Below are 14,783 nucleotides of genomic sequence, written 5' to 3'. Positions count from 1 at the left end.
ATAAGCGGAACAGCAATGATAAGATAATTGCTGTTCCGCTTATTTGCTATTTCAACCCCGAAATCAGAAAATCCACATAGGCCTCAGCCATTACTTTGCCCTGCTCGTCCAAAGAAATATCGTTGTTGACAATATGGAATACAAACCCCATCAACGCAACCAGTAATAATTCCGCAGAAGTATCTGTTGCCGCCGGAAACAAGCCCTTTTCTTTTCCATCTGCAATCATTTTCTGTAAAATATCCGTTCCTTGTTTATCTTCGCCAGTCGGTGCCTCTTGACTATCCTCTTCCTTGGTTCGCAGCATGACAACTTTAAATTTTTCGGGATATTTTGTTAGTGTATAGATAAATATCAGACTACTCATTCTAAGCTGCTCGTTTTCCGGCAAGTTTTTACTGACTGCCAGTGTCGCTTTGACTTTTTCTACAGTTTCCAAATAGACAGTATAGTAAATATGATCCAATATTTCATCCTTATTCTTGTAATAATTATAAATTGTTCCCGGTGCATAACCAATTTTTGTTGCAATTTTTCGAATGGAAAGCTTACTAAATCCTTCTTCGGTAATAATTGCAACAGCAGCATCAACAATTTTATTCTCAAGCATTCTGCGTTCTTGTTCTTTTCTTACTTTACTGTCCATATCTCTTCTCCTTATAAACACTGTTCATTTCAATCTTATCTCCTACTATAGTAAAACTATTCATTATTTTCAATCATTATTTTCTTTACTTCTTTTTTTGTTGTGCTATTATTATATAAAAATGAACATCGTTCATTTAATAAACTTTGTTCAAAAAAGGAGAGAAAATAGTGAACACATTAATTGTTTATGATTCTAAAAGAGGTGGTACACTGGAAATAATGAATAGGCTTTGTACTCAATTACACCATTCAACTACGCTTTTACAAATGAAAGAATTTTCGACCATTCAATCATCTGATTATGACCAGATTTTATTCGCAGCTCCGACCTATGCAGGAAATTTACGAAAACCAGCCATTCGATTTCTACAGGAAAATACTGTCCGACTCAAAGAAAAGCGTCTATTTTTGGCCAATACAGGTATTCAATGGGAACCGACTAAAATAGAGACACAGCTCCGTACTGTCTTTCCTGACAAGCTGCGACAACACGCATCGGCAACGTTATTTATTGGTGGTATTTGTCTAACAAATAAGATGAACATAGTTGAAAAGATGATTTTGAAGAAAATATTCTCCGATAATCAGCTCTCCTTAAACTTAAAAACAAGTCATCAGCAGGTGCATGAAGAAAATTTGAATGAGCTTCTCTCTCTAATGAACCAGTAAAATCAAATAACTGAAAAAAGAGATCTGACATAAAGGAGGAAACAAATGAAAAAGAAAATTGAAGCTCTTACTACAATATCAATCCTAACAGGATTACTTTCAGCAATTGTCGGCATTTTATCCTTTGACGCAAGTCATTCTTATGAGGTTCTCAATCAATATGGAAAAACAATTACTTTATGGGGAGCTGGCATTTACGCCCATGACTCCTATTTCAAAGCGCCAATACTTATCGGAACAGATATCACTATGTTTTTTGTCCTGATTTTTTTAGCCTTCCATTTAGTCAAATATAGACATAGTAACAGTCAAAAATCATTACTTTTATTAACCGGGCTTCTCTCTGTTCAGCTTTATTATTCTTTTAGTCAAGGCTTTGGCGTCGTTTACAATCCCCTGCATTTGATTTACATCGCCAGCTTTGGTTCGTCTTTCTTCGGTTCTATTTGCTGCTTGATTCAACTGCATTCACAGCAGCTTGCTGAAAAACAAGCGTGGAATCCCAATACGCGGGGTGTTCGACTGCTTCTGTTTATTGCAGGACTCTCCTTATTTGCAGCTTGGCTGCCTGACATCCTTTCTTCTTTGCTGTCAGGACAAAGCCTAGAGCAAATAGATATCTATACTACAGAAATTACTTATGTTATAGATATGAGTGTCGTCAGTCCTTTTATTTTCATTGTTCTGTATTTGCTGAGAAAAGAAGAGCCACAAGCGTATATTTATTTACCACTAACACTCATTTTGTGTACAGCAGTTGGTTTGATGGTTATACTCCAAACGGGCATCATGCTGCTTGCCGGAATTGAGCTTCCAATGATTGCACTGCTTACAAAGGTTATTAGTTTCATTCTCCTATCAGCATTTTCTCTCAACTATTCCTTCCGCTACTTCAAGCATTTAAGCTGTTAGTTTCAAACAGCTTTCTGCAACAAAAAAGAACATTTCAGTCTGTTTATTTACAAACTGAAATGTTCTTTAAAAATGTTAAGCGCTTTGTTCTCGTAATTTATCTGCAAACTCATTAATTTTACGAATGCGATGATTAATACCTGATTTTGAAATCATACCGGAAGGAATCATTTCCCCCAACTCCTTCAGACTAACCTCAGGATGCTCCAAACGAAGCTCGGCGATTTCCTGTAATTTACCAGGCAGCGCCTGTAAGCCAACAGTATTATCAATATATTGAATATTTTCTATTTGCTTAGAAGCTGCATCAATTGTTTTGTTGAGGTTCGCTGTCTCACAATTCACGAGACGATTGACTGAGTTTCTCATATCACGAACAATTCGCACATCCTCAAATTTCAGCATTGAATTTGTTGCGCCAATCAACGTGAGAAAATCAGCAATTTTCTCTGCTCCCTTTAGATAAGAAATATAACCGCTCCTACGTTCCAACGTTCGAGCATTTAAATCATAATAGTTTAACATATCGCAAATATCATTGTTATGCTCCTCATAGATTGAGAATATCTCAAGGTGGTACCTGCTTGTCTCCGGATTATTGACAGACCCAGTAGCCATAAAGGCACCACGTAGATAGGAGCGCATTTTCTGTGCATTCCCAACAATCTCTTCTGACACATGATCCTGAAACATCAACCCGTCCATGATATCCAAATCCGCTAATACAGACTCCGTATCCTGCTTCAAACGAACAATATATACGTTGTTCTTTTTTAACTTCATCTTTCTTCTCACTAAAAGCTCTGAGCGAACATCGTAATGATCCTTCAGCAGCGAATAGATTCTTCTTGCAATGGCTGCATTCTCCGTCTGTACATTCAAAACAAAATGCTGATTGACCAAGCTCAGGGAACCATTCATTCGAATAAGTGCTGCCAGTTCTGCGCGGGCATGCTCTCTATGCACTTCCAGTGTCGTCAGTTCCTTTTTGACATCTGATGCAAATGACATAGCTTATGCCTCCTTTCCGATAGTATGTTATTGATTAATATTTCGCTCCGAAGACGATTCGGAAAAGCTCTTCCACTACTTTATCTCCATCATGGAAAACGCCACCGTTTCTCAGTTCCAAGAAATCAGTTGAAATTACGCGACACCCAGCATCTCTAAGTCCTTGAAAATCATGGACAACCTGAACAAGATACTCATCGTAGACATCAAAATCCATATAGCCGTCAGGAACCAGCTCAGTATTTACCAAAACGGTATCTACAAATTTCTCTCCTAAATGTTCATGGAGCACGCGGATATGGTCAGCATCAGTAAAATGTTCTGTTTCACCCTTCTGGGTCATGATATTACAAATATAAACCACTTCACCAGTTCGCTTAAGAATAGCCTCACCAATTTCCCCGATAACTAAATTAGGCAGAATACTTGTGAACAGACTACCGGGACCTAAAACAATCATATCTGCCTCTTCAATCGCCGTCACAACTTTTCTAGCTGCTTTTGGTTGTTCCTCATCATTTGTATTCGTAACAAACACGTGATCAATCGTCTTTCGATCTACCGCGATGTTCGATTCACCGACAGCCACTGTGCCATCCTTAAAGACAGCATGAAGAGTTAACGGTCTTTCTGATGATGGATAGATATGTCCGTCCACATGCATCATCTTCGACAGCAACTGAATGGCTTCATAAGTGCTGCCTCTCATCTCAGAAACTGCTGCGATAATCAGATTACCTATAGCGTGGTTTGCAAAATACTTATCCTTTTCATTGAAACGATATTGAAAAATATCTTCATATAGCTGAGGCATGTCAGAGAGAGCCACTAACACATTTCTTAAATCTCCGGGCGGTGTCAAGTTCATTGACTTTCGAATCTCGCCGCTACTCCCGCCATCATCAGCAACTGTCACTACAGCTGTAATGTCTGCTCCTTGATTTCGAAGACTCTTCAAAATCACCGGCAAACCTGTTCCCCCACCAACAACAACAATTTTAGGCTTGCGGATTCGATAAGTTTTCATGAGCGATTCACCGTCTCTTTCCTCTTATCTTTATCTCGATGTGTAACATTCACATGATAAATTTTCTCTAATTCCTTAAAAATGCGCTCTGTTAAGGCAACAGAACGGTGTTGACCGCCTGTACAACCAATAGCAATCGTCACATTCGACTTTCCTTCTTTTCTGTATCCTGGTAAAACATATTCTAATAAACCTGTAAATCTTGTATAAAATTCCTCGGTTTCCGGAAAATTCATCACATAGTCATAAACTGCTTTATCCATCCCTGTAAGTGGCCGCAGCTCAGGAATATAGTGTGGATTTGGCAGAAAACGAACATCCATTACGATATCAGCATCTATCGGCAATCCATATTTGAAACCAAATGAAACCATTTCGATTCTAAATTCATGGGTATCCTTTGAGCGGAATTCATTACTGATTCTTTCTCTTAACTGACGAGGGGATAATTCTGTCGTATCAATGACCAGTTGAGCATCTCCCTTAATTTCCTCCAGCAAGCCTCTTTCTTTTCGAATACCCTCAGTAATTAGACCATCCATCGCCAATGGGTGTGTTCTCCTAGTTTCTTTATAACGTGAAACAAGCTCTTCGTCTGTCGCATCTAAGAACATAACGGTTGTATCGATAACATTTGTATTCTCGATTTCTACCAGCATATTTTGAATTTCTCTAAAGAAAGAACGAGAACGTAAGTCAACGACTAACGCAATCTTAGAAACCTTTCCAGACTCTTTAATCAGCTCCCAAAATTTTGGGATCAGACTTGGAGGCATATTATCAATACAAAAATACCCCATATCTTCAAAACATTGAATAGCAACTGTTTTACCAGCCCCACTCATACCTGTAATAATAACTAATTGTAAATTATCTACCATGGAAATCGCTCTCCTCTTCTTTGTGGATGAATCAGGTCAGATAACTTCCCTGATTCTTCATTCTGGTGGTCCGATATCTGTTTCCCTAGTATTCTTGATAAAAGGGAAACTGTTCTCCTTTTATATATTGTAGAAACTGCTCAAGTAATTTCACAGTTTTCTCATTTTGATGGTCCGATGTCCAGTTCCCTAGCATTTTTGGCAAAAGGGAAATGGCTCTCCTCTTCTTTGTGGATGAATCAGGTCAGATGATAACTTCCCTGATTCTTCATTTTGGTGGTCCGATGTCCATTATTTCTAGATGGCCCTACAACAGAATAATGGCCCTCCTTCTTTTTGTGGACGAATCAGGTCAGATAACTTCCCTAATTCTTCATTCTGGTGGTCCGATATCTGTTTCCCTAGTATTCTTGGTAAAAGGGAAACTGTTTGCTGTAACACACAACGACTACTTTGCAGAGTTGATGTGGCTCAGTACAAGGCGACTACAGGGAGCGTTGCTTCCTTAGTCCTTCCTCGTTTCCTCATTTTAGTGGCTTGATATTTATTGGTGAGACTTCTCAAACACATTCTTTATATACCTTCTTATCCTCTTAACAAGCAACTTTTAATTGAGGTATATTATCTTCTTAAAACCATTATTGAGTCTATAAATGCTCAGTAGTACCAAGAACAGTATTTCAGAGCATTTCACTAATTATAACATTCCGGGCGTATCAAAGGAAGCTTTTGACTCTTAAAACAAAAAAAGAAGGCATTCGCCTTCGATAATCATTCCCCTATATTCCCTCTAAACAGCATCAAGGATACTTAAGTAATTTACATTCAACACAGGATTATCACTTTCTAGTGCCGTACGATCTGACGGATGACATTTAAGTAATTCAACTTGCACCATGTGTTTTTCCATAGAAACAGCTCTGCCGATAAAAGACCATGACAATTGATCTGCGCTGCATAGATAGGTACCACCAACTCTGATATTTCCTCTATCCATTTTATCGCCTCTTCTCTATATGGTTTATACCTATAGAATAGCATGAAAAATTTCCTGTGCTCATTCAATATTCTGATAGATTTTTTCTTTTTTTGACTTTTTTTAGAACAGGATGAGCAAAGAGAAAGAAGCCCCTTTGCTTTTTCTAAGCAAAGGGGCTTCTTTCTCTTTTTTGAACGGATTATTTATAGAGAGATAGATATAGACCAATTCATATCAATAATCTGTCTATCTGGCTTTGATTGTACGCTATGAACGAATCAAAAGCAAGATTATTTGCTATATTAATAAAATTTATATTTTTCTTAACAATTATCATAATCCACCCTTAAATGGAGTATACCAATTTAAAGAACGCGTTTCAAATATTGTCCTGTGTAACTTTCTTTAATCTCAGCAATCTCTTCAGGTGTTCCAATTCCGACGATTGTTCCTCCGCCATCTCCACCTTCCGGACCAAGATCAATCACATGATCCGCTGATTTTATCATATCTAAGTTATGCTCAATAACCAGAACAGTATTTCCCGCTTCGACCAGACGATTCAAGACATCCAACAATCGAGAGATATCATCTGTATGAAGTCCAGTTGTTGGTTCATCCAAGATATAGAAGTTTTTCCCATTAGAGATACGATGAAGTTCACTAGCTAGCTTCATTCGTTGAGCTTCCCCACCTGAAAGTGTCGTAGCAGGCTGACCTAACGTCACATAGCCTAAGCCCACATCCAGTATCGTCTGCAGCTTACGATGAATTTTAGGAATAGGTTCAAAGAATGCAACAGCGTCTTCAACAGTCATTTCAAGTATATCAGCAATATTCTTTCCTTTGTAATGCACATCTAAGGTTTCTGAATTATAACGTTTCCCATGACAAATTTCGCAAGGAACATATACATCCGGCAGAAAATGCATCTCTATCTTGATAATTCCATCGCCACGACAAGCCTCGCAACGTCCGCCTTTCACGTTGAAGCTGAAACGCCCTTTTTTATAGCCTCGTACTTTCGCTTCATTCGTCTTCGCAAACAAGTCCCGAATGTCATCAAAAACACTCGTATAGGTTGCCGGATTACTACGTGGTGTCCGTCCAATTGGGCTTTGATCAATATCAATAATTTTTTCAATACTCTTATAGCCGGTTACACTCTTATGCTTTCCAGGCTTATTAGAATTACGATTGATTTTTTGAGCTAATGCCTTTTTCAAAATCTGATTCACCAACGTGCTTTTTCCTGATCCGGAAACACCGGTTACGGCAACGAACTCACCTAACGGGAATTCTACATTCAAGTTTTTCAGATTATTTTCAGCTGCTCCCGTCACCTTGATTGCTTTGCCATTTCCCTTACGGCGCTTAGTCGGTACGGGAATTACTTTTTTACCGGACAAATATTGGCCAGTTAAAGAAGCAGGATTTTCTGTCACTTCCTCTGGTGTACCAGAAGCAACAATCTGTCCACCCTGTTCTCCTGCACCGGGACCGACATCAATCAGGTAATCAGCAGCCCGCATCGTGTCTTCATCGTGTTCAACCACAATCAATGTATTTCCAAGATCACGCATCTTCTTCAAAGACTCGATCAATCGATCATTATCTCGCTGATGAAGACCAATAGAAGGCTCATCCAGAATATACAATACACCGGAAAGATTTGATCCAATCTGAGTTGCCAAACGAATCCGTTGTGCTTCTCCACCGGACAGTGAGCCAGACGCTCGACTGAGAGTTAGATACTCCAAACCAACATTTTCAAGAAACGTCAAACGATCCTTCACTTCTTTCAGAATCGGTCTGGCAATCATCTGCTCCTGCTCGGATAAGTCTAATTGCTCAAAGAAAGGCAAACTATTCTTGATAGCCAGCTCACTAACTTCTGCAATGCTGGTTCCGTTCACCTTCACAGCCAGTGCCTGAGGATTCAGACGGTAGCCTTTGCAGGTACGGCAAGGTAATTCTGTCATATATGAACGCATTTGTTCTCTCGTAAAGTCACTATTTGTTTCATTATATCGACGCTTGATATTTTTCAAGATTCCTTCAAAGGGAACATCAACATCACGAACACCGCCAAAATCATTTTCATAGTGAAAATGGAACATTTCGCCATTTGAGCCATTTAGAATAATATCCTGATGCTCTTTTGGTAATTCATTAAATGGTGTGTCGACGTCAATACCAAAACTGGCAGCCGCTTGCTCCAGCATCTGTGGATAGTATTGCGAGCTGATAGGGTTCCAAGGTGCCACTGCACCCCCCTTCAACGTTTTTGTCGGGTCAGGAATGACAAGGTCACGATCGACTTCAAGTCTCATACCAAGACCATCACAGTCCGGACACGCTCCAAATGGTGCATTGAACGAAAACAGACGCGGTTCCAATTCACCTACTGTAAAGCCGCAATAAGGACAAGCATAATGCTCGCTGAACAGTAATTCATCTTTTCCATCGACATCCACCAGCGCATAACCTTCAGCCAGACGGAGTGCCGCTTCAAAAGAGTCGAACAGGCGTGAACGAATGCCTTCTTTTACAATGATTCTGTCAATGATGATTTCAATGTCATGCTTCTTATTCTTCTCAAGCTCAGGAACTTCACTCAAATCATATACTTCACCATCTACACGAACACGAACATATCCATCTTTTTGAATTGACTCAAATACTTTCTTGTGTTGTCCCTTTTTCTTCACAATAACAGGTGCCATAATCTGAATTTTCGTCCGTTCAGGAAGCTCCAGTACACGATCAACCATTTGTTCAACAGATTGGCTGGTAATTTCAATATTGTCGTTTGGACAAATAGGATGCCCAACACGAGCAAACAGCAAACGAAGATAATCATTAATCTCGGTCACTGTTCCAACTGTTGACCGAGGATTTTTACTCGTTGTTTTCTGATCGATGGAAATTGCAGGGCTCAAGCCGTCAATACTGTCAACATCCGGTTTATCCATCTGTCCTAAGAACTGACGTGCATATGCAGATAAGCTCTCCACATATCTTCTTTGACCCTCCGCATACAATGTATCAAAAGCCAAAGAGCTTTTCCCCGATCCAGACAAGCCGGTCACAACAACTAGCTTGTCTCTTGGAATAGTTACATCTACATTTTTTAAATTATGAGCTCTCGCTCCGTGAATCACGATTTTATCGTTTGCCATTTTTTACCTCCTAGTCTGAAGCTTTTAATTCCAGAATCGTATCTCTCAACGTTGCTGCCGCTTCAAAATCAAGCGCTTTGGCAGCATCCTTCATTTCCTTTTCCAGCTTCATCAGCAAATCGTCTTTTTCCTGTTTTGTCAATTTGTCATAAGACTTGCTTACTGTATATTCTTCATCGTCCTCTGCCACCTTAGAAACCATGATTAGGTCACGAATTTCTTTAATAATCGTTTTAGGAACAATGCCGTGGTCTTCATTATATTTTTGCTGGATTGTACGACGACGCGCCGTTTCATCCATTGCTTTTTGCATAGAATCAGTTATCTTGTCTGCGTACATGATAACCTTACCTTCTTCATTTCTGGCCGCTCGACCAATCGTCTGAACAAGAGAACGCTCACTTCGCAGGAAGCCTTCTTTATCTGCATCTAAGATGGCAATCAAAGAAACCTCCGGCACATCGAGTCCTTCTCTCAGAAGGTTAATCCCGATAAGAACATCAAATTCCCCTAAACGCAAATCTCGGATAATCTCTGTTCGCTCCAATGTCTTGATATCACTATGCAGGTATTTGACCTTAATCCCAAGTTCTTTAAAGTAATCGGTCAAATCCTCAGCCATTTTCTTCGTTAGTGTCGTAACAAATACGCGCTGATTTTTCTCGACACGCTCATTAATCTCACCAACTAGGTCATCAATTTGTCCCATAATTGGACGAACCTCGATAACCGGATCAAGCAAGCCTGTTGGACGAATAATTTGCTGAATAACAGTATCCGTCTGTTCATGCTCATAAGGTCCAGGTGTTGCAGAAACATAGACAATCTGATGAACATGTTTTTCAAATTCTTCTAATCGTAACGGTCGATTATCCAATGCGCTAGGCAAACGGAAGCCATAGTCCACCAGCATCTGTTTTCGTGCCCGGTCCCCATTATACATCCCTCTGACCTGAGGCATCGTCACATGTGACTCATCGATTACCAACAGAAAATCATCTGGAAAGAAGTCCAACAATGTGTATGGCGGTTCCCCTTCCTGACGTCCATCCATATGTCTCGAATAGTTTTCAATTCCTGAAGTATAGCCCATCTCGCGCATCATTTCGATATCATAATTCGTTCGTTGTTCCAATCTCTGTGCTTCTAAAAGTTTATTTTCAGAACGTAGAACTTTCAGACGCTCATCCAGCTCTGTCTGTATTTTTTCGATAGAGTGCTCCATATGATCATCATCCGTCACAAAGTGAGTGGCCGGAAAAATCGCAACGTGCTCTGTCTCTCCCAGAATCTCACCGGTCAAGGCATCAACTTCTCTAATCCGCTCAATTTCATCACCAAAAAATTCTACTCTCAAAGCATGATCATCTCTTGAGGCAGGAAAAATTTCTACAACATCTCCTCTGACACGAAAACGTCCCCGTTGAAAATCTATGTCGTTGCGCTCAAACTGAATGCCTACCAGTTTTTTCAACAGCTCTCCGCGTTCAATTTCCATACCAACCCGCAAAGAAACAACCTGATCGTTATACTTTTCAGGGTCCCCCAAACCAAAGATACAGGAAACTGAGGCAACAACTATTACATCATTTCGTTCCAGCAATGCACTTGTTGCAGAGTGGCGCAGCTTGTCAATTTCATCGTTGATACTGGCATCTTTTTCAATATACGTATCACTGGAAGGAACATATGCTTCCGGCTGATAGAAATCATAATAGCTGACAAAGTACTCTACTGCATTATTTGGAAAGAATTCTTTGAACTCTCCATACAGCTGTCCTGCCAGTGTTTTGTTATGCGCAATTACAAGTGTCGGTTTATTTACTTCCTTTATAACGTTTGAAATCGTGAATGTTTTACCGGTTCCGGTCGCTCCTAGAAGAATCTGGGCTTTCTCTCCACCCTCGACTCCTTCTATCAGCTTTTCAATCGCTTGCGGCTGGTCGCCATCCGGTTGATATTTAGAAACCAATTCAAATTTTCTCGAGTTATCTCTTTCAATCATCTGATATTCTCCCTTCGTGTAGTCATTCTCACTAAAAAAGGAAAAGAGTACAAAATCTACTCCCTGAATCATTTTAACATACCGAACATATTTTCGCCACTTCTATATTTCATGTTATTTTATAACTCTTTTAGAGTTTTATAAAATACATAAAGTGATAAAAAACAACCTAAAAGAGTATAAATTATTTTTGTACCAAAATTATATCCATGTCACAAAATCTAACACAGAAAGTAAGTTTTCCAGACTTTTTTTCGAAAAACTGCTGAAATATTTGTTTTTCACCTGCTTTTTGCTATATAATTACTAAATATGCAAATATTTAGGAGGATTTTTTTATGAAGAAGAAACATCTTTTATTTTCTTTACTCGCCATGATTATCAGCTTATTTGCTTTAACAGTGGGCAAGCCGGCTATGGCAGAGGAAAAAACGTATGATATCGGAACGGATCTAACTTTCGCACCATTTGAGTTTCAGGATTCAAATGACGAATACATCGGTATTGATATAGATTTACTGAATGCGATCGCTGACGATCAAGGCTTCAACGTAAATCTAAAGCCTCTTGGTTTTGATTCAGCCATTCAGGCAGTTCAATCCGGTCAAATCGATGGTATGATTGCTGGGATGAGTATCACGGATGAACGAAAAAAATCCTTTGATTTCTCAGAACCCTATTTTGACAGCGGTCTGCAGATGGCAGTCAAACAAGGAAATACTTCTATTGAAAGCTATGACGATTTAGACGGAAAAGCAGTAGCAGCGAAGGTTGGAACAGAAAGTGCCGCTTTTCTTGAAGAAAATCAGGATAAATATGGTTACACAATCAAAAACTTTGATGATGCGACAGGATTATATCAAGCACTTCAAAATGGTGAGGCCGATGCAATTTTTGATGATTACCCAGTCCTTGGCTATGCCATAACAAATGGACAAAAGCTGCAGCTGATAGGTGAAAAAGAAACCGGCAGTTCTTATGGTTTTGCAGTGAAAAAGGGACAAAATCCAGAATTGATTAAGCAATTCAACGCAGGTCTTAAAAAGCTAAAAGAAAACGGTACTTACGATAAAATCGTTGCTAAGTATATCTCTTCCGGAACAGAAGATGATGATGCAGAAATGACGAAAATCGAACCCAAGAAAGACGTTTACTCCATCGCGAGCGACTCAACATTTGCTCCTTTTGAGTTCCAAAATGCAGATGGCAAGTATGAGGGAATTGATGTCGACTTGATGACTCGTATTGCTGAATTACAAGGCTTTACTATCGAATTCAAATTTATCGGCTTCAGTTCGGCTGTTCAAGCTGTGGAATCTGGTCAGGCTGATGGCATGATTGCCGGTATGACGATTACAGATGAACGCGAAAAATCCTTTGATTTCTCAACGCCTTATTTTGACAGCGGAATTCAAATAGCTGTCAAGGAAGGTAATGACTCTATTACCTCTTACAAAGATTTGAAAGACAAAACAGTAGGCGCAAAAATCGGAACAGAAAGCGCAGATTTTCTTGAAGCAAACAAGGACAAATACGGCTATTCCATCAAATATCTTGATACAACCGATGCTCTATATAGTGCTTTGGAAATCAACGAAATTGAGGCCATGATGGATGATTATCCTGTTATCGGCTATGGTATAGCACAAGGACAGCCACTTTCCACTCCTATTCCTCGTGAAGAGGGCGGATCTTATGGCTTCGCAGTGAAAAAAGGCAAAAATGCCGAGCTTGTCGAAATGTTTAATGAAGGCTTAGCTGAATTGAAACGCACAGGAGAGTATGATGAGATTGTTGGCAAATATATCAAAGACGGCAGTGTTGAGAATACTGTAGATGAATCGACCTTTATCGGCATGATTCAAAACAATTGGAAACGCCTGTTAAGCGGACTTTGGATGACTATTCAGCTGACTCTGATTTCTTTCGTATTAGCATTAATCCTAGGTGTTATCTTTGGATTGTTCAGTGTATCTCCGGTTAAAGCATTACGTGTCCTTGCTACAATTTATGTTGATATCATTCGAGGAATTCCGTTGATGGTTGTTGCATTCTTCATTTACTTTGGACTTCCAGGATTATTAGGCTTCAACATTCCGGTATTTATCGCCGGAATCATTACCTTAACATTAAATGCCAGTGCCTATATTTCAGAAATCGTCCGCGGCGGTATCAAAGCTGTTCCTGTCGGACAGATGGAAGCTTCTCGAAGCTTGGGACTTTCCTATAATCGCACTATGCAAAAAATAATTTTACCGCAAGCAATCAAAATTATGCTGCCTTCATTTGTTAACCAATTTGTTATCTCATTGAAGGATACAACAATCTTATCAGCAATTGGTTTGATTGAGCTGCTGCAAACAGGAAAAATCATTGTTGCCCGCAACCTGCAAAGTACAATGGTTTATCTGATTATTGCCGTGATGTACCTCATTCTGATTACATCATTAACTAAGCTGGCAAAAGTACTGGAAAAGAGGGTGAAATAAATGACTGAAAAAATTCTAGTTGAACATCTCGTAAAAAAATACGGTGACAATACCGTGTTGAATGACATTAACGTATCAATCAATGAAGGCGATGTTGTTTGTGTCATCGGACCTTCCGGTTCAGGAAAAAGTACCTTTCTGCGTTGCTTGAACCAATTGGAAGAAGCAACTAGTGGTGATATTATCATCGATGGAGCCAATCTGACTGATAAGAATACTGATATTAATAAAGTAAGACAGCATATTGGAATGGTATTCCAGCATTTCAACCTGTTTCCTCACTTGTCTGTACTGGAAAATATCACTCTGGCTCCTGTTGACCTTGGACGAATGACTCCTTCTGAGGCAAGAGACAAAGCAATTCAACTGTTAGATACAGTTGGATTGGCGGATAAAAAAGACAGCTATCCTAAATCTCTGTCAGGTGGACAAAAGCAGCGTGTCGCCATTGCCCGTGCCTTAGCAATGAATCCGGACATCATGCTCTTCGATGAGCCGACTTCCGCTCTTGACCCTGAAATGGTTGGAGACGTACTAAACGTTATGAAGAAGCTGGCAAAACAAGGGATGACGATGGTTATCGTTACCCATGAAATGGGCTTTGCAAAAGAAGTAGCAAATCGAGTAATGTTTATTGACGGTGGAAACTTCCTTGAGGATGGAACACCGGAACAAATCTTTGAATCTCCTCAACACGAACGAACACAAGACTTCCTAAATAAAGTGTTGAATATCTGATAAACAAGAAATACTAGCAGCAAATAAAAAACAGAAGCATTTTGGGTGTTCCCAAATGCTTCTGTTTTTTTATAAACTAAATGACTAACAACTACAGCCCATGCTTAGAAGAATCCAGTTGATTTTCTCTCACCCACTCAAGCATCATTTGCCAGACTGCTTGTTCGATACGCGTTAGGCAAAAATCCGGTAATGGAAGAAACGTAGCGGGTAAAACCAATCTCTAATGAATACCCGCATTC

Annotated in this window: 11 protein-coding genes; 4 read left to right on the top strand and 7 right to left on the bottom strand. The window is 39.6% G+C overall.

Annotation, left to right across the window (positions count from 1 at the left end):
• Positions 1-46 precede the first annotated feature (46 nt).
• Positions 47-646, bottom strand: coding sequence for a TetR/AcrR family transcriptional regulator (locus tag IW510_RS09285; RefSeq protein WP_202058884.1), 600 nt, complete (start codon positions 644-646; stop codon positions 47-49).
• Between the two features lie 170 nt (positions 647-816).
• Here IW510_RS09285 and IW510_RS09280 point away from each other — a divergent pair, with 170 nt between their 5' ends.
• Entirely contained in the window at positions 817-1,317 is a 501-nt protein-coding gene (locus IW510_RS09280) for a flavodoxin domain-containing protein (protein ID WP_202058882.1), read from the top strand.
• Between the two features lie 45 nt (positions 1,318-1,362).
• A complete protein-coding gene (locus IW510_RS09275; RefSeq protein ID WP_202058880.1) occupies positions 1,363-2,229 on the top strand; it encodes a hypothetical protein in 867 nt (288 codons plus the stop codon).
• A gap of 75 nt (positions 2,230-2,304) precedes the next feature.
• Here the strand turns inward: IW510_RS09275 and whiA are convergent, their stop codons facing one another.
• The 6 genes from whiA to uvrB all read right to left on the bottom strand — a co-directional run bounded on the left by whiA (position 2,305) and on the right by uvrB (position 11,314).
• Positions 2,305-3,240: a DNA-binding protein WhiA gene (gene whiA, locus IW510_RS09270; RefSeq protein WP_202058878.1), complete on the bottom strand. Its 936-nt coding sequence runs from the start codon at positions 3,238-3,240 to the stop codon at positions 2,305-2,307.
• A gap of 34 nt (positions 3,241-3,274) precedes the next feature.
• Positions 3,275-4,267, bottom strand: a complete 993-nt coding sequence (locus IW510_RS09265; RefSeq protein ID WP_202058876.1) for a gluconeogenesis factor YvcK family protein — start codon at positions 4,265-4,267, stop codon at positions 3,275-3,277.
• Complete coding sequence (rapZ, locus tag IW510_RS09260; RefSeq protein ID WP_202058874.1) at positions 4,264-5,148, bottom strand: RNase adapter RapZ; 885 nt, start codon at positions 5,146-5,148, stop codon at positions 4,264-4,266. Before rapZ ends, IW510_RS09265 begins: the two co-directional genes overlap by 4 nt.
• A 790-nt stretch (positions 5,149-5,938) precedes the next feature.
• Positions 5,939-6,145, bottom strand: a complete 207-nt coding sequence (locus tag IW510_RS09255; RefSeq protein ID WP_202058872.1) for a hypothetical protein — start codon at positions 6,143-6,145, stop codon at positions 5,939-5,941.
• 347 nt (positions 6,146-6,492) lie between these two features.
• Positions 6,493-9,309, bottom strand: a complete 2,817-nt coding sequence (uvrA, locus tag IW510_RS09250) for an excinuclease ABC subunit UvrA (RefSeq protein WP_202058870.1) — start codon at positions 9,307-9,309, stop codon at positions 6,493-6,495.
• Positions 9,310-9,319: 10 nt separating this feature from the next.
• Positions 9,320-11,314, bottom strand: coding sequence for an excinuclease ABC subunit UvrB (gene uvrB, locus IW510_RS09245; RefSeq protein ID WP_202058868.1), 1,995 nt, complete (start codon positions 11,312-11,314; stop codon positions 9,320-9,322).
• A gap of 338 nt (positions 11,315-11,652) precedes the next feature.
• Between uvrB and IW510_RS09240 the strand changes: the two genes are divergently transcribed.
• The gene (locus tag IW510_RS09240; RefSeq protein WP_202058866.1) at positions 11,653-13,803 is read left to right on the top strand and encodes an amino acid ABC transporter substrate-binding protein/permease; all 2,151 of its coding nucleotides are present in this window, start codon (positions 11,653-11,655) and stop codon (positions 13,801-13,803) included.
• Entirely contained in the window at positions 13,804-14,541 is a 738-nt protein-coding gene (locus IW510_RS09235) for an amino acid ABC transporter ATP-binding protein (RefSeq protein WP_202058864.1), read from the top strand.
• Positions 14,542-14,783 lie beyond the last annotated feature (242 nt).

Source organism: Enterococcus sp. BWR-S5 (assembly GCF_016745255.1).
Taxonomy (GTDB): Bacteria; Bacillota; Bacilli; order Lactobacillales; family Enterococcaceae; genus Enterococcus_L.
The sequence above is the reverse complement of the archived record's forward strand: the minus strand, read 5'-3'. Positions and strand labels throughout refer to the sequence as shown.